Source organism: Bacillus cereus group sp. RP29 (genome assembly GCF_040459765.1).
Classification (GTDB): Bacteria; Bacillota; Bacilli; order Bacillales; family Bacillaceae_G; genus Bacillus_A; species Bacillus_A paranthracis.
Window position 1 is genome coordinate 2,893,721 of sequence record NZ_JARVHN010000001.1, and the last position, 19,976, is coordinate 2,913,696.

Genomic DNA, 19,976 nt, shown 5'->3' on the forward strand with positions numbered 1-19,976 from the left:
TTTAAGACAAAGAAAAAACTCCTACATTCAATAGGAGTTTTTCTCTTTAAAATCCAAGTACAGCTAACCAGTTTAACAACTTCTTTTCTCGCGCTTTTAAATCATCGTTCCTAAGCTTACCTAACTGTATTTCACTAACAATTTCTCCGTCCGCCATAAAAAGAATTCTTTCTGTTTTTGCTGCTACTTTCACATCATGAGTGACTAACATAATGGTCGTTCCACCACGATTAATATTTAATAATATTTGCATTACTTCTTCTGTTGATTTTAAATTTAAAGCACCAGTCGGCTCATCTGCAAAAATAATATTTGGATTATTAATGAGTGCTCTACAAATAGAGACTCTTTGTAATTGCCCCCCAGATGCTTCGGTTATATAATGAGACGCTATATCACTTATCCCCATATTCTCCATTAGCTCTAGAGCACGTTTATTTACTATTTTCTTACTCTCACATTTCGCTAAATATGCTGACAAGATGATATTATCAAATAGGTTCAAGTTTCTAAGAAGGTTGCTCTGCTGAAAAATAAATCCTATTTCAGTAAGGCGCAACTTGGCTAACGCTTCTTCTTTCATACGAGATATTTCTTTACTACCAAATTTCACACTTCCTGACGACATTTGATCCATTCCACTAATATTATATAATAACGTCGATTTCCCAGAACCAGAAGGCCCCATAACTGATACAAATTCTCCCTCATAAACCTCTAAATCTATATTTTTTAGCACATAATAATTTGCATTTCCATCTATTGAATATGTTTTATTTAATTCCTTTACTTCTAAAATTTTTTTCAAGTGATACACCCCTACTCCCCATTTGGCTTTACATCGTTTGTTTGCTTCATAGTAAAACTACTGAAAAGTGTTGTTGCAGTCACACATATACATAATATAGCTGGACATATTACATAAGAAACGATAGGGTTTACGACAAACTTTATATGAGCTGCTCCCATAAATGAGCCTAACCAACTTACTAACATTTCACCAAACGTAGCAGCTATACATGTCCCTATCACAATGCCTAATAATACAATGAAGATAGAACGTGTTATATACTGTATACGAATATCTTTACTAGAAAAACCGATATTTTTCATAATTAAAATTTGCGAAAAATCTTTTGCTAATAACAGTTTAAAAAACATCGCAGTAATTAAAACTGATATCAATATCGCAATCAAAATAGCCACTTGCGTCACGAGTCTTAATTGTTTAATTGTCTCTCCTAAAGTTTGCTTTACATAATCATTTGTATCTGTTATTTTTGCAGAACTAAATTTTTGTTTATACTCCTTCACTTTTTCTTGCAAATCCACTTTAGGCTTCATATCTACATTTACTACATACCATAATATATTTTCATTATTATTAGAAAAACTAGCTTTAGCTGTTTTCCCGCCATTTGTTACATCTTGATACATACCACTAATCGTTAGTGTTTTCTCTTTCCCATCAACAAATAAAACGATATGATCCCCTACATTCTTTTTTAATTCATTTGCGTTCATATAAGAAAGAGCAATTTCATTTTCATTTTTTGGTGCCCTACCTTGCATATAGTCTAATGGAAATGTAGTGAAGTCTCCCACTTCTACATGTAAGTTTTCATGTGTACCATCAGCGTTTACCATTTTAAATGTACTCGTAACAAATGTTGCATATTTTTCTACTTCTTTATCATTTTTTACATATGAAATAACACCCTTAAAACGTTTCTCTATATTTTCAGTTTGCTGTAAATCTATTCGAATATCACTTTTTCCTGTTCCCATATAATTTACAAAATCCGGTGACTGAATCGTATACAAAAAGTTAACAGGTACAACAATCATGAACACAGCTATTATTAATACGATGCTTAATATACGATATAACTTAAATCTTTTTATAACATCTTGTATACCAATAAATACATTTACATTTTTAAATTTAGATCGATTGAGTGAAAAGGAGTTTCTAATTTTTCTCTTTCCTAGTTTATCTCTTGATTGTAAAGCGTCTATTGCTGTAATTCCCCTAAAATTCCGCAAAATAATACGACAGAACAGGATAACGACTAAAAATAACAATGTTGTAATTATGAATGGCACAATATTGTGTAAAATGCTTTTATTTGCCGCCCCCATATAAAGGGTGATATTTGAAGTGAAGATTTTTGTAACAAATAGTGAGAGTATATATCCACATATACATCCACCAGCTGAAATCACAATATATTTTGTTATATATAATTTTTGAATATCTTTGTTATGAATCCCAATTGCTTTCATAACACCAATTTCTCGATAATCTTCTTCCATCGAAGTAATGATCGTAAATCTAATACATAACATTGCAATTAACATTAATAATGCACTTATTATGATAAGTACTGCAGCTATTATTCTGTCTGTTAATGAATTGAGTGTTTTAAATAGTGAGTACGTAATAGAGGGACCTTTTTGAGGTAAGTTCGATGACTTATATAGATTTTCAAATTCATTTATTTTATATTCGTCTGTTAGCTGGAATTCAATAAGATATTCGCTTTCTCCAAAATTTCTTTTTATTCTTTCAAAATCCTTATTGCTTATTACAAATCGTTTTGAACTAACGATTGATGGGTTCATTTGAACATCACGAACAAATGCTGAAATCGTAAATTCTAGTTCATTATTATCTTTAATAACCCATATTTTATCTCCCATACGCAAATTATATTTTTGCATATAATAAATGGGTACACCTATTTCCCCTTTCCTAACATCGACCACTTCATTATTTAAATTTAATAAAAAATCAAACTTACTATTTTGTTTCACGAAACTAATGTCCATTACACTATTATGTTCTGCTTGATTTTTCTTTTTAATAAAAATGTTAGATCCATTTATTTGAACCATCTCAGCCGTTTGCTGTTTTTTTACAAACGGATTTTTTTCTACAAAGGAATCAATTGACTTTTGATTTACTTCTCCGGCATGCATTTGTACGAAGTGCGGTGCGTTTGATACTTTAACCAATTGATCCATTGAGTTCAATAGATTTATAACATTACTTGAAGCACTAGCCATTAAAAGACTTGATAACATGATAAACATAAATAAAATGGTAATTATCATTTTATTTTGAGAGAAATCTCTTTTTAACATTCTCCTAATCATATTAAGCTAGTTCCCTTCATTCGATAGTATTTTCTTCGTCACAACCGCTATTAATAACATTATGAAACTAATAACTAATATAGGTAAATAAATTTTCATGCTGAATTCTTCAAACATAAAACCGTAAATGACTTGCCCAATCGGTGCCATACATTGGGATACCGCTGTTATAATTGCCATTACTTTTCCTAAGTTCTCATTTGGTGTTTTCTTTTGAACTACAGTAATCACATAGATGGATACAATTGTCATAATCATTGCAATTAGAATAGAAGAAAGTATAAAGAGAATAAATGGTGGATAGTATCCTAAATTAAGAATAACTGGTGTAACTGATAGTGCCATCGGTATTACTAATAGAGCTATTAAAATCATCCAATAATACAATGTTTTCATCTGTAGCTTTTTCGCAAAAAAACCTATTGATAATGCACCTATTATAGTAGCAAAATCGATCAATCCCATTCCAATGCCATATAACGTGTGGCTACTCTCCATTGTTACTCGTATAATAATTGGAGCACCAACAACAAATAGCGGCGTCAGTATTAAATTTAGTAATGCGGCTAAAAGCATAGATTTCAAAATAAATGACTGTTTTAAAACGTATATAAACCCTTCTTTCATATCCTTTACAATTGTCGGTATGATATGGCTTTCTTGCACTCTCTTTATAAAAGGTATTGTAATAAACATTTCTAAAATCGCAGATAAAAAGAAAGCAAAGCAACTTATTATTACGAGCATTTTCAAACCAATTATGCCGTACAATATTCCTCCTAATACAGGAGCAACTATATTAGATAATGCTTGCACACCATTTACGATACCGTTCGCTTGTTCTAACTTTTTCTCTGGAACTAATTGCGGAATACTCGCCATTACAACTGGTGCGTACATTGCATTAACGATTGCTAGTAAAAACATAATTGTTCCGATCAATAGAATAGATACAGATCCAGTAAATAGCAAAACTATAAAGCTTAATACAATCGCAGCATTTATAAAATCAAAAATAACCATTACATTACGGCGATTGAAACGATCTGCTATCGCTCCCCCAAGAGGAGCTAGCAAAAACGGAATACTCGTTACTGCATATAATCCTGCGAATATATCAGCACGCCCAGTTATATCTAGTACATATAATGACAGCGCAAAACGTAAAAGTGTTGAACCCAAAATAGTAATAATTTGCCCACTCACCATTAAATAAAAATCTTTCATCGAAGGTTTTATACTAATAAATATCATAATCACGCCCTTCATTCAACCTAGACCGACTGTCGGTCTATAATAAACAAACAGAAAAACATTATTTCTGTTTCATTAAAACCTCCATCATATAATCAAAGGATCCTTCTTTCGCTCCAACAGATACTTCCATCATTTTAATATAAGCTTTCACCCTCCTCATCATTTCTTCTGGCTTCCATTGGAATAACCCATCATCAAATATGACTTGCGCTGAAGATAGTAATAGTTCAATCGTTTCTTGTGGATATGAAGTCGAAAATATCCCTTCTTCAATTCCTTGTTCTAAAATTTCTGTTAATACAGGAGATAAATGAATAATGGATTGTACTAAACTTTTTTGATGCATTTCTGCATTATTTGGTTGATGAAATTGCTCAATCATTTTATCTTTTATATCACCTGATTTTGGAGATTGCTCCATTAAAACTCGAAATAACTTTTCTAATACTGGTATATTTGGATTAGAGACGATTACTTTCGCTTTAGCAACATCTTCTTTAATAATCCTCATAATAATCTCATCCATTACTTCTTCTTTCGATTTAAAATAGTGATAAAACGTCCCCTTTGCTATCCCTATCTCTTTTAAAATGTCATTTACTGTTGTTTTCGTATAACCTTTCGTAATAAATAAACGTTCAGCCGTTTCTAAAATTTCTTTTCTACGCTCCTCATATTCCTTTACTATTCGCATTCAAGTTCCCCTTCCCATCAGACCGACTGTCGGTCTATTTAAATTATATGCTTAGTTAGTAAAAAGTTTCCTATTATCGTATATATACAACTCCCTACTTTCTATTTCCTTTATAAATTTTTATTTTTTAACTTCCGTTTAATTTGTTTAAAATGTATCTCATGTTTCTTACCGTCACCTTTCATTTGAGGAAAAGAACGATGCCCCCGCTTGATCCTATTTTTGTTGATTCTTCATTCAAACGCACAATACTTTGTAGTTTTTCAGCTCCTTTACCACAAATCTACGCATCTCCTTTTCATCGATGACTTCAAAAAATGACAATTGATTCATACGAAACGGTTTCCCTCTGTTCGATCTATTTACTTATGAATGGATTTTTTGTTAAGTTCCAATATGTAATTTTGCATATTTCATACTTTTAATTTTTGCACATGCGATAATTTATTTATAAAAATATAAATTATTAATAAGGGTGATTTATATGAGCAAGTTCCGAAATAAGATGATTAAATATTTGCAAACATTTTGGGGATGCTTAGCATTTGGTGTATTAATGTTTGCTATCTTCTTAATTATGGATTTAACAGATGCATCTTTAAATACATTAAGCTGGAGAGACTGGCTAGGTTCTGTAGCAAGCGCAGCCATTTTATCTGTTGGGATGTTTACTTTAAATAAATTGGATTTAAAATAAATATTCGGTCAATACTGAATGTAGGCTGTATGCCAACATTCATGTAAAGTAGTCTTCTCTGTATCTCCTTGTATTGAGCAGTTAGCTTTTGCTAGCTGCTCTTTTATTTCGTTCCAGTTCTTACCTCTTAAAGAACTCTTTAACTACGTTTTCCCAATAAATACACATATCTATTCCCCTTTACTATAAAATGAAATCTTTATTTTGTTATACGCTTCCATTCGTTCCATATGCATTCTCCCTTTCTCAACTATTAACCGGACAAGCATATATTATTGTATGGAGGAATCCACTCATAAAAATCTACCTTTCTTGTCAAAGAGCATGCTTATATGTATGTTCCTTTTTATTATGTTTCCTTTCATTTCTAAATAGCATTTTCAACTCTATTCATACTATTTTTTCAACTTTAGGTTACAAACTATTTCTGTAAGCGTAGTATCTCCTTTGTACAATAGGCAATTAGTGTTACCCATAACAGTACACTTCTGCACTATTCACTATAAATTTTCATATATTGTATTGTGCTTGTCCAAAACGTGAGGTTGTTACTCACGCAATCTAAATGAAAGAAAGGAGTGAAAATATGCGATCATCTAGTCGTAAGCTCACGAACTTTAATTGTAGAGCACAAGCCCCCAGTACACTACCAGCTCTCGGTTTTGCTTTTAATGCTACTTCACCTCAATTTGCCACACTATTCACGCCACTACTACTACCTAGTACGGGCCCAAATCCAAACATTACTGTCCCTGTAATCAATGATACAATTAGTACAGGAACTGGTATTAGAATTCAAGTAGCTGGTATTTATCAAATCAGTTATACATTAACAATCAGCCTCGATAATGTTCCAGTAGCCCCGGAAGCAGCGCGCTTTTTCTTAACACTAAACTCATCAACTAATATTATTGCAGGATCAGGAACCGCAGTCCGTTCTAATATCATTGGCACTGGTGAAGTAGATGTATCCAGCGGTGTCATTCTAATAAACTTAAACCCTGGTGATTTAATTCAAATTGTACCCGTTGAAGTAATTGGTACAGTAGATATTCGTTCTGCCGCTTTAACAGTTGCACAAATTCGTTAATAAAAACAATATGCTTGGCTAATTAACATTTAATATTCCTTATACACCCCAAAATATATGTTATAGATTTGACACACATTTATATCAAACAAGCATATTTTATTGTATGGTGACTATGTAGTCACACAAATCTAAAGCGTTCATAAGAGCACACTTATATGTGTGCTTTATTTTTTATGAAAATCAAGCTTTAATATAGCTATTTTGTTTTACTTTATACTCATCACTCTTTTGAACATTTACCTTTTTATTGTTATATTTGCCCATTCTTTTTCTACTTTGTTTTACTAATTAGTTGATTAATTTCGCAAACACCATTTATTAAACATTCCATGTTTCTTCACCCCCTGAATATTTTCCAAATAAAAATACATACTATTTTCAAGCCGCCGTGTCCACGGCTAATACTTCTTTCTTTTGTTACAGCAGAAGCAGATAGATTTTTCACTTATCTGCTTTCTCTGTATATTTTTTAGGGAATCGAAAATAATACGAACAAGCTGTTTGAACTAGCAGCTTCACTCTTCTCGCAATGGGGATGCAAATTATCACAATTAGCTAACTCATTGAGCTCACTGGCAGACAACCAAAATCGTTGTCTGCTTTTTGTATGAGATTTTTTGTTTTACATATACTACTTTTGAACCTGCAGACCAATACGAGCCATTTTGGTGCTTGGGATTTCCCTTCCGGGGATAAGTATTTTTTACTTATCCCTTTTTTTGTATAGACACTTATATTTAGGGTAAAACTAATCACAAGCAGATTTTCTGTTTATGCGTAGTTCTAAACAAGATTACTTTTTCTCCTATTAAAGGACAGCAGGTACGACTGCTAGTCCTTTTTCTTATTTCGCATACTATCCCTTCTGTTAACTTCACACTACATTACCTTCATCGCCGTAGTAAGTAACTTCCCAATAAGGATGGTAGTTGTGCATCTCGAGTTCCCATCGAACAAAACTAACAAAGTTACAAATTTCTTTCACCAAATCGGCCAATTCTTTGTTTGCAAAAGATGTTTTTATATCGTTATACCAATTGATTTTTTCATAATTCGTATCATCATCAGAGGAGCTAGTACGAATTGCTTTCTCTCGATTTTTTTCGATTAAATATTGTCCATACGTAAGTTGCACTTGTTCTTGAATTACGACATGGTTGTAATACCCTTGTTCTACTGGTTTTGGACTATAAACTTTCCTTTGTAAGTTTTAAATACGGTGAATGAAATTTCCGTTTTTTTCTTGCTATCATCCTTGTTCTATACAAAAAAAAAAGAGCCACAATATTTTGCGACTCTTTACAATTATAATTATTTAACGGCCACGTCTTTGCTGACCTTGCTTTGTACTACCTTTTTTATTACTTGGCTTATTAAATGATCGGTTGTTTTCATTTCTTGAACTATTTCTTGAATCACTTCTTGAGCCATTTCTCGAACCACGTCTTGAATCACTTCTTGAACCTTCACGGCTATCTCTTTGACGATACTCGCCTGATTTCTTCGGAGCCGGCCTTGGTACCGGTTTTCCATTTTCATCTACACGTTTTATCTTCGGTTGTTCGATTATTTCTCTTTGTATTGGTGCACCAAGCGTTTTTTCAATTTCTTCTAAATGTTTTTCATCTTTCGCTGCAACGAACGTAATTGCAATACCTGATCCACCTGCACGTCCTGTCCGGCCAATGCGGTGAATATAACTTTCTACATCTTCAGGGATATCATAGTTAAATACGTGCGTTACACCATCTACATCAAGTCCACGAGCTGCTACATCCGTTGCGATTAAGTACTGAATTTTTGCTTCGCGGAAACTCTTCATAACTCTTTCACGTTTCGCTTGAGGTATATCACCATGAAGTTCAGCACAATTATAACCTAGTCCTTTTAAATTATCATAAAGCTTACTCGCTCTAACCTTTGTACGACAGAAAATAACTGCTAAAAATGGCTGATCACGGTCCATAACAAAACGAAGTGCATCTGGCTTTGCACGATCTGTCGTCTCAATGACACGTTGCTCTATTGTATTTACCGTTACTTCTTCACTTTGTACTTGAACCATTTGCGGTTCATCCATATAACGCTTCGCCAATTTTTTAATATCTTTTGGCATCGTTGCTGAGAATAACATCGTTTGTTTACTACCAGGTGTCTCATCTAAAATATCTTCAATATCATATAAGAAACCGAAATAAAGCATTTGATCCGCTTCATCTAATACAATCGTTGTAAGATTACTCAAATCAATTGTTTCACGTCGTATATGATCTAATAATCGTCCTGGTGTCGCAACAACAATATGTGTATTACCTTTTAACTTTCTCAATTGTTGTGCTACATCTTGACCGCCATAAATCGCTAATACATTAATATCTTCTCTTTGCACAAGCATTTTTTTAATTTCAGTTGTAATTTGCAGTGCTAGTTCCCTTGTTGGTGCAACAATTAAAGCCTGAACATCGCTACATTCTGGATCGATTTTTTCTAAAATTGGTAACACAAATGCTAACGTTTTACCCGTTCCTGTTTTCGCCTGCCCAATAATATCTTTACCTGACAGTATAACAGGAATTGCTTCCTCCTGAATTGGTGTTGCTTCTGTTATTCCATTTTCACGTAATGTATGATTAAAAGTTTCACTAATTCCTAATTCTAAAAAGTTTTTCAAATTGACCACTTCTTTTCCTTATTTTTCACATTAGCTTTCATTGTACCATTTGTTTCGCCAAATATGAAAAATAAAAAAATTCTTATCTTCTTTTTTTATATTCATTATGTACTAGTTGGACAAATTCTTTTTGTTTTATCTCAGAATTTATTAATGCTTTCATATTTGCAGAATTCAAAATGAACTTCTTAATTTTTCTATTACTCCAAATTAATTTTGTATACTTTGTATCTTCGTGTAGCTTTCGAAACCACTCAAATTCGCTTAATTTGGCAATATGATGTTTTAATTTCATGTCATTTTGAGGGAAAAATAAAATGATATCTGCTATTACATCAAATAATAAACTCATCTTCTCCCCTCCTGTACATATATATTTCAATGTTACGGAAATATAGTTATAGGGTGATAAAATTGACAACTACATTCATAAGGATCTTTTGCATATTTTACTTACTATATTTTCAATCCACCACAATTATAACGGCAAAATCTCAAACAGATGTAATCAGTGAATTCAAACATGCTTTGCTCAAAAATGATAAAGAATTAATGCAGTCATATGTAACAGAAGGAGTTAAACTACCTACTTTCCAAAAGGAAAAACCTATTCATGAAATTAAAACCGTACTATCTCCAAAAGAAGATACTACAATTCTTATTTCTTATTTCAAAGGCACTAATGATGAATTTACTATCGGTTTCATTTTGGAAATAGTAACAAAGAATAATAAAATATCTCGAATTAATCAAATTTATGATGGAACGAATCCATTTATGAAAGAAGCTACTATCGTAAAAGAATATGAAATGAAGTGTAAGAAACATATACTTACTCCTACAAAATTCCCGTTCGAAATTCACGAATTTCAAGGATACATCTATAACGATTACTTAAACCTCCAATACTACAATGAAGATATTAATGGGATTTTTAAAATCACTGTTTCACCAGTTCAAAACAAATTAAATTTCTATGTACATAGGGGCGCTAAGTTCTATAGCTTAAAAAATAATATAAAAGCATTATACAATCCTCATTTCGATTCAGCATATGAGCTCCTTTTTCAGAAAAATGGTTTTCAATACACAATTGCAATTGGTAACAAACGCTATATACAAGGAAAATATAACATCAAGGATTTAATTCAAATTGCAGAATCTATGAATTAAAAAACGATCTTTTCTATATAAGAAAGATCGGTTTTTTATTATTTTATATATTGAATTCCCCTCCATGATAGCAATAATACTTTACAGCTTTAAGGTCTTTAATCCTCTTTAAAGACTCTTCCGCTTTTTCTATATCTAAACAAAAATTCGGATTAGCTATTACTAATTCACCATTATCTTGAACGGCTGCATCTCCTGTAATTACACTGTGTAAGTCCGGAAAATATAATGAAATATGTCCCGAAGTATGTCCTGGGGTCGCTACTATTTGACATTCACCATTCAAAATTATTTGTCCATCATGTACTTTTTCATCGACGAAAATATGTCTTATATTTTTTAACTGTTGTATAAACCATTTACCAAATTCTTTTTCTTCATTTGGCATACGTTCTAACATTTCTTCTGCTTGAACTAATCTCTCTGATTCTATATCACCATTAATGTAGTTAGATTCAATTTCACTAGCAATAATATTAACTTGAGGATATTTCACTTTAAAATCATATAAAGATCCTATATGATCGTCATCATAATGAGTAATAATTATATTTTTTAAGTTTTTCATCTTGTATCCATGTTTTAAAATTGCCTCTTCAATTAAAGGTAAAAAATTCATATACCCTGTATCTACTAAAGTTAATTCATCGTTTACTATTATTAAACTTGGATAAATACATTGTTTTTGCTCGTTAAATTCGAATTCAATTGGTAGTTCTATTATCTTCATTTTTCTTCCCCCATACCACTTAATAAATGTTTAATAAAAACTAAATCATTTACATACATTTCGTTCAAATTTACGTTTAATGTGTACTTTCTATATAGCAAAGAAAAAAGCATCCGTTATGAATGCTTTCCTTATCTTACCTGTTCAACTACATAAATCAACTTTGGCCTATCCGAAACCTGATATGTATAGTCTTCATTTTTATGCATATATGTTTCTATCCTATTTATCACTTTAAACATTCTGTCTGAATTCGCACTGAACCGAGATACTGAATCACATAAAACTATTGACCCTTTCTTGTAAAAATTTACAATTTCATAAATATCTCGTTCTAAACAAACTTCTCCTACTTGCAAATCCTCTTTCGCTTCATAGTTATAAATTCCCATTCTCATTCCCCCAAAAAATTGTATTTTTTCTTACAACATCCCCTCGTTACATAAATAATACCACGATAAAATTCTAAAACTCAAACTCATCGGCTTCATCTGAGAAAATAAAAAAACATCACCGAAGTGACTACTTTCAAGAAGATGGGAGAAAAGAGAGGAAAAAATAATTCAAAACAAAGTAACACCTGAAATGCTAGATGAAGCAGCTAATCGATTAATAACAGAATCACATTAGAAGCCTATGAATCACCAGCGAGGAAAGGGGCTATTCAAGAATTACTAAATTTCTCATCAATAGATTATTTAGAAGTAATTCAACATTGTACGAATGCAGAGATTAATGTGAAAAATTAACTTTAATACGCATTACCACAAAACGTTATCTACGTAGTACCTTTACTTGGAACGAACATATACACTGTGAGTCGTTACATAACCAACATTCTATTATTTTGAACAGATAATTCCCTATTTTTATTGAAATATACATTAAGAAAAACTATAAAATTGATTAGTCTCCCACTTCTTTGTCTATCCTTTTAAAAAATCTATTTTTTTGTAAAAGGAGTGTTTATATGGAGAAACAGAAACTTTGGAAAAAATTCAAGAAAAGCTCAGCAGATCTCGGTAAATCTAGCGTATATGAAAGTATTATTTTATATTACACAATGAGAAAAAAAGGTTACCTACTAAAGCGAAATTCATCATATTAGCCGCTCTATCCTATTACGTATTAACAATCGACTTTATTCCAGATATAGCTGCTATTATTGGGATTGGCTTATTAGATGATGTTTTGGCGATCGCTGTAGCTCATAAATACGTGATGCGCCATGCAGACGCCGAAATTCGAGAAAAGAGCAAAGTAAAAATGGAGTCATTATTTACTCCCGCACAAGCATAATGAAAGAGGAGCTAATATAATGTTACTTAGCTCCTCTTTTATTACACAATGTTTAAATGTACTATTTCATTTCACTTCATTCGCCACAAAAAATTGCTCACAAACACTCGAAATGCGCTGTAAGTCTACGTTCCCACCAGATATAACTGCTACTACTTTTTTCTCTTTAATATATGTATCCACTTTCCCTGCAAGTAGAGCAGCAGTAGCTAATGCGCCTGCACCTTCTACAACAGCTTTCCCGCGTTGTAATAAGTCTTTCATCGCTAATTCCAGCTCTTTTTCTGATACTGTTACAATATCATCTACTAATTCTTTTACAACTTCAAAAGTTAAATTGCCTGGTATTTTTACCGCGCAACCATCTGCTATCGTAGGTGCCTCATAATGTTCTATAATTGTACCTTTGTCATAAGATGCCTTCATCCCATGAACATTTTCTGCTTGGACACCAATTATATGAATCGACGGATTAAAAGATTTTAATGCAACAGCAATTCCAGAAATAATTCCTCCTCCACCAATTGGTACAATGACCGTATCAACATCCCACATATCATCAAGAATATCTAATCCTATTGTACCTTGACCAGCCATTACTTCTACATCGTCATATGGATGTAAGTATGTTTCACCTGTTTCTCTAATAATCTCCTCACATTTTGCCTTCGCATCATCAAAGGTTTCACCATGTAAAACCACTTCAGATCCATATCCTCTCGTTGCATCAACTTTCGCTTGAGGGGCAGAAATCGGCATTACAATTTTACTTTTAATACCGAGTAAATGAGCAGATAAAGCAATTCCTTGCGCATGATTACCAGCAGAACAAGCAATTACTCCTCTCTCTTTTTCTTGATCTGTCAGCTGTGACATTTTATTAAACGCACCACGGAATTTAAACGAACCTGTTAATTGCATATTTTCTAATTTCAAGTGAATTTCTCCACCTGTTTTACTAGTCAAATAAAATGATTTTACTAATGGAGTTTTACGAACATTTCTGTCCAAAATAGTTTGAGCTTTTTTAATATCGTCTATATGCAATGGTAGTTTTTTAGTTATCATACTAACACCTCTTCCAATGTTCTATTCCTAAGTTTTCGTAAGTCGCAGCTCCTTTATACGAAATGAAAAAGTCTTTATATATGTACCCCACTCTGTAATACATACATCTGCAAACAATTTAACATCCTCTTCATATCACGTTCTTTATAATGATTTAGGCATGCGATTTGGATCCAGTTATTCTTTTGTAAGTACGCTGATTCATAATGGACAATATATCCTTGTAATGCTAACGCATCACCGACCGCTTTAGAAGAAAGACCTTCATTTAATTGAATCGTAAGTATAATTGGTGCGGCATGTTCTTTAGGTGAAACAAGTTTTAGGCCTATACTAGTCATAGCTTCTTCCATATAATCATATGTCTCTTTAATTTTTACAAATGCTTTTTCATCTTCAAATCTCTTCAACGCTTCTTGCAATGCATAAATTAAATTCCATGAATGGGAATACGGAATACTTTCATTTTCTTCGTACATACCAATATCCATATAGGCTGGTAATGTCTCGTTTACTTTCACATTATGATTATGAAAAACGAAAGATAATCCAGTAAACGATTTAATTGCCTTTCCGCTCACGCCACTCGCAAAATATACATCCTTTAAATCTATCGGTATCGCTCCAATTGAGCTAATACAATCTACACATAGTTTCACTTTATACTTTTCACATAAAACATTTAGCTCGTCTAAATCATTTAACATTCCAGTTGATGTTTCGTGGTGAACAAACCAAAGCCATTCATAATGTCCAGCTCCCATTATTTTTTCCAATTCTGTATAAATAAACGGTTCTCCCATTTCTTTTTTATACGTATCAAAATGTAACTCTGCACGTGTTGCATGCCCGACTAATCTATTACCAAATTCCCCATTTGTTAATACGAGCCCCTTTCCTTTTAAAGAACGTAACTGTAAAGCAATGGCATCATTCGCTAATGTCCCTGTTCCTAACATGATTTGCACACGTTTTGCTTTTGTCATTTGAAGTAATCGTTTCTTTACATTATCCATCGTCACTTGAAATGACTTAGAACGGTGTGAAATAGGCTTAGTAGAAAATGCCTTTCGAACATTCTCTTCAATATCTACTGGGCCGGGTAAAAACGTATACTCTTTCGTCATAATTCCCCCAACACTCGACGCTTCAAACATAGCAGGGGTAACATACATAGGCTGGAATGCTGCTGCTTCTGTACCAACTAACGAATGGAAAGATTTGAATCCCATTTGCTCATATAAAGGTAGTTCACGTGTTGTTGCAGAAATGAGTGCCAATTCATATCCATTTAGAAGCAAATAACGATGTAAAAAGCGAATTAAACCTAATAACGCTCTTCCATTTCGATATTCACTTTCTACTGAAAGTAAACGAATTTCATATACGTTTTCTCCATGTTCTTGCAAATAAAAATCTAGATTTGAAATTTTATAATCTAACGAGAATGGTCGTTTTCCTCGCAACGCAACCATACCTACTAACTTATCGTCATCTAAACAAATTAAATATGTATTTTCTTCATGAAAACGATCTATACGAACACGATCTTTCGTTTCTTCATGTTGCGGAATTTCTTCTACAAATGTTTTATAATTCAATTTATGTATACTTTCAAATTCCCAAACTTGATCAGCAACTTTATAAATTAACCCCATGCCCTATCTCCTTTATCTATTTAATAAAAAATGATAAGTGGAGATTAACCCCACTTATTAAATGTTTATTTCATTCGCGATTTACATATAAAATAAGTACAATGATGAGTGCACTTAAAATAGTCGTAACAATTGAGTAAGAATACAAAATCATGCAAAGTGGTAAACAAGCAATTGTAATTAGTCCTGGCTTCGTAAATCCTTTAAAGATTAAATAAAATATAATGAAAACTGCAACGAGGGTAAGCGCTATCAAATAATCAAATGCGATTAGTCCTCCGATAAATGTTGAAATACCTTTACCGCCCTTACCTTTAAATAAAACTGGATAAATATGTCCAATTATTACAGCCAACAATGTTAGCATTACAAATGTAGAATCTTCAAAAAGGTATTTTGCAATAGAAACTACGATTGCCCCTTTGATCGCATCACCTAAAAATGTAGCGACGAAATACCCTTTTCCATACACACGGCCCATGTTTCTTGCACCAGGATTACCACTTCCTTCATCCCGAATATCAACGTTATGTCTCCATTTCGTTACTATATAAGCAGTCAATATGTTTCCAAATAAATAAGAAGCCACCAAATACAAAAATTGCATACTATTAATCATATAATCATTCACTTTCTACGTAGGAGTACTTATACAATATTCAAGAACAATGTATATTGTACGTTTCTATCCGCATCCCTTTATACATTTTAACATCATATATTTACAAATCATACAAAAATTCTCATACAGCTATTTTTTAAAATATATATTTTTCATTAAATAATATGTTCCTTTCACTGCTGATTGTGATTGTGATATAAATGTAACTTTTCCTATGCTTTTCTCACAGCATTTCTTAAATTCATCATATATTTCAGGAACGAAACGCAATATGCTGCCACTTACTGCAATGGAAGCTGATAAATCAAACTGCATCTTGTTATAAACATCTATTGTAATCCTTGCTAATTCCTTTCCAGCTTGCATCATAATTTCATGTGCATCATCATTCCCATTTCTAGCTTCCCGAACAACGAATGGTGCGATTGCTGCAACTTTATCTTTTGAAGAACTATAAACTAGTCTTTTTATATGAGACGATGTTAATAATTGAAACTCATCTTGAATCCTTAAGCTTAATGGACAAAGTGTAACTCCTTGATCCAATTGATTTACCATTCTCTTTAAACCTTGTAATGCAATCCAATATCCACTTCCTTCATCACCTAAAATATGTCCCCATCCCCCACTATACTCGTATACTTTTCCTTTCTTTCCAATACAAATTGCACCTGTACCACCAATGGTTAATATTCCATCTTTCCCTTTTAAAGCAGCGGCATGTGCTATCATTGCGTCATTAAAAACTTCAATTTGTATTCCATACTTCTTTTTTAGACGTAATGTTAATTCATTTATATTTGCTCCGCTTATACCTGCTAATCCTAAACAAATACACACACAATGCTCTTTCACTACACTTATCTGGCAATGATCAATCGCTTCCATAATATGCACAAGAGCTTCTTCAAAATCTATTAATATGTTTCCAAATCCACTAGTAGCTCTTACAAGTTCATTTCCGTCTTTATCAAATGCAATTGCTTCTGTCTTTGTTCCCCCGCCATCTATTCCAATCATATACTTCATATACGTTCTCCTCATTTTCTTCATATTGAAGGGTACGTTACATTCCCTAAAACTACAGATTTCTTTGCACCTGTTGCACTCGGCACATTACTCGGATTACGATGATACGTTTCGTTTGCTAAAATGGCAAAGGCGATTGCTTCTTTCGCCTCTGAAGAATAGCCTATATCTTCTTGAATGAATATTGTACATTTTTCATCCTTCAATCCATACCGTATCATTTCAACAAGTGTGTCATTATAACTGCCGCCACCACCTAAAATTACCTCATCAATTTCATAATACGGCAAAATAAACTCCTTATAATGATGAACAATTGAACTTGCTGTAAACATCGTGACAGTCGTTAATATATTTTCTTTACTATGCTTTTCATACCGCTTCAATAACTGACTTACAAACTCTTCACCAAACTGTTCTCTACCAGTTGATTTCGGTGGATTCATTTTCAAAAATGGATGATTCATACAATATGTCAAAATTTCATCTACAACTTCACCCTGTTCTGCAATTTCACCATTTTGATCATATGGCAACTGAAATAACCTTTGACATACTTCATCAATTATCATATTACCCGGACCAGTATCAAAAGCTATAACGTTCTGATCACTTTTTTGACTTGGTATTACGGTAACATTACTAATCCCACCAATATTTTGTAGTAGTCTATTTTTACTTGGGTCACGATACAAAATAACTTCTGAATATGGTACAAGTGGTGCACCTTGTCCTCCTGCTGCCATGTCCATCGTTCGGAAATTTGAGATAACCGTCGTGTTCGTGTCATATGCTATTACTGCAGGCTCCCCAATTTGCAATGTGGAAGCTATCATATTCCCTTCTGGCTTTGGCTGATGGTAAATCGTTTGTCCGTGAGAACCTATCAAATCTAATTGTTCCAAAGAAAAATTGGCCTCTTTACAAACTTCTTTTACAGCGTTGGCGAAACATAAACCTAACTTAAAATTTAAACTACATATGAGTTGGACATTTGAATTTTCTATTGATAATGCTTGTTGTATTTCACTTTTTATATCATTACGAAATGGAACTGTAGTAAAATGGATGAGTTCGACCTTAGACTCTACACCACTCCCTTCTATACGAACGAGCGCTACATCTATTCCATCTAATGAAGTACCGGACATTACCCCTGCAATATACATAACATGCATGACCTCCTATTTATTAAAAAACAATCATGTAAGTTACAAATGTACAACCGATCGAAAACAATATAAATCTAAAAAACAACTGAGCTTTCGATGCAAACGATCCATCAATGAAAGAAACAACTACTGTAAGCAAAATGCTTGCCGCAATGCTTGTAACAAGCCATATACTATGCATTTGTGATAGATGTAGCATTCTTAATAAAGGCACAAAAAGTAGATTCGCACATATCACTCCAAATAATAATAAAAATACACCTTTATAACTAAATTTTATATTCATTCCATTTCATCCTCTCTGGACTTCATGTGAAAGAAGTGATAGGCAAAATACCTATCACTCATAAATTAAAGCATAAAGATTATGGATTAACAGATTCGCCTTCACCATTCTTCTCAATTTCAAGCATATTTTTGTCGTACATTTTAAAGAATGGTAAATATATAAGGAACGATATTGCTATATTTATAAAAACTAATACTATTGCACGCCAATCTCCGCCTGTAGCTAAATACGCACCAATTGGAGCTGGTAATGTCCACGGTGGCATAATATGTGTTGGTGTTACAAATCCCATCGCAGTTGCTGAATATGCAACAGTTGCCGTTACAAGTGGTGTAATGATAAATGGGATAATTAAAATTGGATTTAGTACAATCGGTAATCCGAATATGACTGGCTCATTTATATTAAAAATACCCGGAACAATACAAGTTCTTGATAATGCTCTCGAATATTTTGATCGACCAAATACAATCATAGCTAATACAAGCCCTAATGTCGCACCAGAACCGCCAATCCATATAAACCATTGATATAACGGCTCTGGTGAAATAAATGGCAACTGATCTGCTCCACTAGCAACTGCTTCACCATTTTTCCCTAAGTATACTTCCCATAATGGCCGAGCAACAGTTCCAACAACCGACACACCATGGATTCCGAATGACCAAAAAAACGTAATTAAAAACACTGGAATCATTACACCGAAGTAACTATCCCCAGCTTTTACTAATGGTGCTGCTAGTTTATCAACAACATGGTGTAAATCAATGCTAAAAACGACAGTTACTAGACTCATAATAATAATAACGAATGCAGCAGGTATAAGTGCTTCAAACGAACGCGACACAGATGGCGGTACTTGTTCTGGCATTTTAATCATTACATTTTTCTTCTTACAAAACCTTAAAATCTCTACGGATAAAATAGAAACAATCATCGTCACGAATAATCCATGACCTCCAAGATTTGTCATCGGAAGCATAAATCCTTTTTTATCAATTAATTCAGGAGTTAATGTTAATAGCAGTGAACATACTGCTAGCTGAGCTCCCGATAAAGCATCTAATTTATAACTTTTCGCCAAATTATATCCTATTCCAAATGCTATATATAAAGACATAATAAACATCGTTAGGCGATATGGTATTAATATACTTGTTTGATTTTTTAATGCCCAAACGGATATGAAACTATCTTTCGGTAAAGGTGGAAATGCTACGATTAAAAAGAAACTTCCTACGATGATAAATGGTAATGCTGAAATCACTCCATCACGGATTGCTTGTAAATGTCTCTGTTCAGAAAGTCTTGCCATCGGTCCAGATAAGTTTTTATCGAGAAACGTGACAAACTTATTCATAACGG

Annotated in this window: 19 protein-coding genes and 2 pseudogenes; 5 read left to right on the top strand and 16 right to left on the bottom strand. The window is 32.9% G+C overall.

Annotation, left to right across the window (positions count from 1 at the left end; genetic code table 11):
- Positions 1 to 46 precede the first annotated feature (46 nt).
- The 4 genes from QCI47_RS15450 to QCI47_RS15465 form a co-directional block, all read right to left on the bottom strand.
- Positions 47 to 808: an ABC transporter ATP-binding protein gene (locus QCI47_RS15450; RefSeq protein WP_071741714.1), complete on the bottom strand. Its 762-nt coding sequence runs from the start codon at positions 806 to 808 to the stop codon at positions 47 to 49.
- An 11-nt stretch (positions 809 to 819) separates the two neighbouring features.
- Positions 820 to 3,159, bottom strand: a complete 2,340-nt coding sequence (locus tag QCI47_RS15455) for an ABC transporter permease (RefSeq protein ID WP_309422724.1) — start codon at positions 3,157 to 3,159, stop codon at positions 820 to 822.
- Positions 3,160 to 3,165: 6 nt separating this feature from the next.
- Entirely contained in the window at positions 3,166 to 4,413 is a 1,248-nt protein-coding gene (locus tag QCI47_RS15460) for an MFS transporter (protein ID WP_270726976.1), read from the bottom strand.
- Between the two features lie 61 nt (positions 4,414 to 4,474).
- Positions 4,475 to 5,110 (bottom strand): TetR/AcrR family transcriptional regulator, encoded by a 636-nt coding sequence (locus tag QCI47_RS15465; RefSeq protein ID WP_086708286.1) that lies wholly within the window; start codon positions 5,108 to 5,110, stop codon positions 4,475 to 4,477.
- 484 nt (positions 5,111 to 5,594) lie between these two features.
- Between QCI47_RS15465 and QCI47_RS15470 the strand changes: the two genes are divergently transcribed.
- Together QCI47_RS15470 and exsF are read left to right on the top strand one after the other, a co-directional pair.
- Positions 5,595 to 5,807 (top strand): hypothetical protein, encoded by a 213-nt coding sequence (locus tag QCI47_RS15470; RefSeq protein WP_000033168.1) that lies wholly within the window; start codon positions 5,595 to 5,597, stop codon positions 5,805 to 5,807.
- A 586-nt stretch (positions 5,808 to 6,393) separates the two neighbouring features.
- Positions 6,394 to 6,897, top strand: coding sequence for an exosporium protein ExsF (gene exsF, locus QCI47_RS15475; RefSeq protein ID WP_001257912.1), 504 nt, complete (start codon positions 6,394 to 6,396; stop codon positions 6,895 to 6,897).
- A gap of 877 nt (positions 6,898 to 7,774) precedes the next feature.
- On the opposite strand, the gene QCI47_RS15480 is transcribed toward exsF, so the two are convergent.
- The 3 genes from QCI47_RS15480 to QCI47_RS15490 all read right to left on the bottom strand — a co-directional run bounded on the left by QCI47_RS15480 (position 7,775) and on the right by QCI47_RS15490 (position 9,923).
- A complete protein-coding gene (locus QCI47_RS15480; protein WP_001177683.1) occupies positions 7,775 to 8,035 on the bottom strand; it encodes a hypothetical protein in 261 nt (86 codons plus the stop codon).
- Between the two features lie 180 nt (positions 8,036 to 8,215).
- A complete protein-coding gene (locus tag QCI47_RS15485; protein WP_071741717.1) occupies positions 8,216 to 9,580 on the bottom strand; it encodes a DEAD/DEAH box helicase in 1,365 nt (454 codons plus the stop codon).
- 73 nt (positions 9,581 to 9,653) lie between these two features.
- Entirely contained in the window at positions 9,654 to 9,923 is a 270-nt protein-coding gene (locus QCI47_RS15490; protein WP_061536410.1) for a hypothetical protein, read from the bottom strand.
- A 29-nt stretch (positions 9,924 to 9,952) separates the two neighbouring features.
- Between QCI47_RS15490 and QCI47_RS15495 the strand changes: the two genes are divergently transcribed.
- Positions 9,953 to 10,744: a hypothetical protein gene (locus QCI47_RS15495; RefSeq protein ID WP_025991664.1), complete on the top strand. Its 792-nt coding sequence runs from the start codon at positions 9,953 to 9,955 to the stop codon at positions 10,742 to 10,744.
- A 43-nt stretch (positions 10,745 to 10,787) separates the two neighbouring features.
- Here QCI47_RS15495 and QCI47_RS15500 read toward each other — a convergent pair whose 3' ends face one another.
- Positions 10,788 to 11,474 (bottom strand): MBL fold metallo-hydrolase, encoded by a 687-nt coding sequence (locus tag QCI47_RS15500; RefSeq protein ID WP_086708288.1) that lies wholly within the window; start codon positions 11,472 to 11,474, stop codon positions 10,788 to 10,790.
- Positions 11,475 to 11,605: 131 nt separating this feature from the next.
- A complete protein-coding gene (locus QCI47_RS15505; RefSeq protein ID WP_000513520.1) occupies positions 11,606 to 11,866 on the bottom strand; it encodes a hypothetical protein in 261 nt (86 codons plus the stop codon).
- Positions 11,867 to 12,082: 216 nt separating this feature from the next.
- Here QCI47_RS15505 and QCI47_RS30305 point away from each other — a divergent pair.
- Together QCI47_RS30305 and QCI47_RS15510 are read left to right on the top strand one after the other, a co-directional pair.
- Positions 12,083 to 12,220: pseudogene (locus QCI47_RS30305) on the top strand (SMI1/KNR4 family protein); the annotation flags it as partial.
- Between the two features lie 224 nt (positions 12,221 to 12,444).
- A pseudogene (locus QCI47_RS15510) lies at positions 12,445 to 12,773 on the top strand (YkvA family protein).
- Positions 12,774 to 12,839: 66 nt separating this feature from the next.
- Here QCI47_RS15510 and tdcB read toward each other — a convergent pair.
- The 7 genes from tdcB to QCI47_RS15545 all read right to left on the bottom strand — a co-directional run bounded on the left by tdcB (position 12,840) and on the right by QCI47_RS15545 (position 19,971).
- Positions 12,840 to 13,841, bottom strand: a complete 1,002-nt coding sequence (gene tdcB / locus QCI47_RS15515; protein WP_046197412.1) for a bifunctional threonine ammonia-lyase/L-serine ammonia-lyase TdcB — start codon at positions 13,839 to 13,841, stop codon at positions 12,840 to 12,842.
- A 74-nt stretch (positions 13,842 to 13,915) separates the two neighbouring features.
- The gene (locus QCI47_RS15520) at positions 13,916 to 15,499 is read right to left on the bottom strand and encodes an aminotransferase class V-fold PLP-dependent enzyme (protein WP_071741719.1); all 1,584 of its coding nucleotides are present in this window, start codon (positions 15,497 to 15,499) and stop codon (positions 13,916 to 13,918) included.
- Positions 15,500 to 15,569: 70 nt separating this feature from the next.
- Positions 15,570 to 16,118 (bottom strand): glycerol-3-phosphate 1-O-acyltransferase PlsY, encoded by a 549-nt coding sequence (plsY, locus tag QCI47_RS15525; RefSeq protein WP_000610858.1) that lies wholly within the window; start codon positions 16,116 to 16,118, stop codon positions 15,570 to 15,572.
- 132 nt (positions 16,119 to 16,250) lie between these two features.
- On the bottom strand, positions 16,251 to 17,150 hold the full coding sequence (locus QCI47_RS15530; protein WP_309422726.1) for a BadF/BadG/BcrA/BcrD ATPase family protein: 900 nt from the start codon (positions 17,148 to 17,150) through the stop codon (positions 16,251 to 16,253).
- Positions 17,151 to 17,170: 20 nt separating this feature from the next.
- The gene (gene anmK, locus QCI47_RS15535) at positions 17,171 to 18,319 is read right to left on the bottom strand and encodes an anhydro-N-acetylmuramic acid kinase AnmK (protein ID WP_309422727.1); all 1,149 of its coding nucleotides are present in this window, start codon (positions 18,317 to 18,319) and stop codon (positions 17,171 to 17,173) included.
- Between the two features lie 22 nt (positions 18,320 to 18,341).
- Positions 18,342 to 18,608 carry a hypothetical protein gene (locus QCI47_RS15540; RefSeq protein WP_001021973.1) on the bottom strand — a complete coding sequence of 89 codons (267 nt, stop codon included), beginning with the start codon at positions 18,606 to 18,608 and terminating at the stop codon, positions 18,342 to 18,344.
- A 79-nt stretch (positions 18,609 to 18,687) separates the two neighbouring features.
- Positions 18,688 to 19,971 carry a PTS sugar transporter subunit IIC gene (locus tag QCI47_RS15545; protein ID WP_309422728.1) on the bottom strand — a complete coding sequence of 428 codons (1,284 nt, stop codon included), beginning with the start codon at positions 19,969 to 19,971 and terminating at the stop codon, positions 18,688 to 18,690.
- Positions 19,972 to 19,976: the final 5 nt, after the last annotated feature.

What these genes read in the sequence shown, in the direction of transcription:
- tdcB (WP_046197412.1), bottom strand. Translation starts at nt 13,841, where the DNA reads ATGATAACTAAAAAACTACCATTGCATATAGACGATATTAAAAAAGCT.
- QCI47_RS15500 (WP_086708288.1), bottom strand. Translation starts at nt 11,474, where the DNA reads ATGAAGATAATAGAACTACCAATTGAATTCGAATTTAACGAGCAAAAA.
- anmK (WP_309422727.1), bottom strand. Translation starts at nt 18,319, where the DNA reads ATGTATATTGCAGGGGTAATGTCCGGTACTTCATTAGATGGAATAGAT.
- plsY (WP_000610858.1), bottom strand. Translation starts at nt 16,118, where the DNA reads ATGATTAATAGTATGCAATTTTTGTATTTGGTGGCTTCTTATTTATTT.
- QCI47_RS15465 (WP_086708286.1), bottom strand. Translation starts at nt 5,110, where the DNA reads ATGCGAATAGTAAAGGAATATGAGGAGCGTAGAAAAGAAATTTTAGAA.
- QCI47_RS15495 (WP_025991664.1), top strand. Translation starts at nt 9,953, where the DNA reads ATGTTACGGAAATATAGTTATAGGGTGATAAAATTGACAACTACATTC.
- QCI47_RS15470 (WP_000033168.1), top strand. Translation starts at nt 5,595, where the DNA reads ATGAGCAAGTTCCGAAATAAGATGATTAAATATTTGCAAACATTTTGG.
- QCI47_RS15505 (WP_000513520.1), bottom strand. Translation starts at nt 11,866, where the DNA reads ATGGGAATTTATAACTATGAAGCGAAAGAGGATTTGCAAGTAGGAGAA.
- exsF (WP_001257912.1), top strand. Translation starts at nt 6,394, where the DNA reads ATGCGATCATCTAGTCGTAAGCTCACGAACTTTAATTGTAGAGCACAA.
- QCI47_RS15520 (WP_071741719.1), bottom strand. Translation starts at nt 15,499, where the DNA reads ATGGGGTTAATTTATAAAGTTGCTGATCAAGTTTGGGAATTTGAAAGT.
- QCI47_RS15540 (WP_001021973.1), bottom strand. Translation starts at nt 18,608, where the DNA reads ATGAATATAAAATTTAGTTATAAAGGTGTATTTTTATTATTATTTGGA.
- QCI47_RS15490 (WP_061536410.1), bottom strand. Translation starts at nt 9,923, where the DNA reads ATGAGTTTATTATTTGATGTAATAGCAGATATCATTTTATTTTTCCCT.
- QCI47_RS15455 (WP_309422724.1), bottom strand. Translation starts at nt 3,159, where the DNA reads ATGATTAGGAGAATGTTAAAAAGAGATTTCTCTCAAAATAAAATGATA.
- QCI47_RS15545 (WP_309422728.1), bottom strand. Translation starts at nt 19,971, where the DNA reads ATGAATAAGTTTGTCACGTTTCTCGATAAAAACTTATCTGGACCGATG.
- QCI47_RS15530 (WP_309422726.1), bottom strand. Translation starts at nt 17,150, where the DNA reads ATGAAGTATATGATTGGAATAGATGGCGGGGGAACAAAGACAGAAGCA.
- QCI47_RS15460 (WP_270726976.1), bottom strand. Translation starts at nt 4,413, where the DNA reads ATGATATTTATTAGTATAAAACCTTCGATGAAAGATTTTTATTTAATG.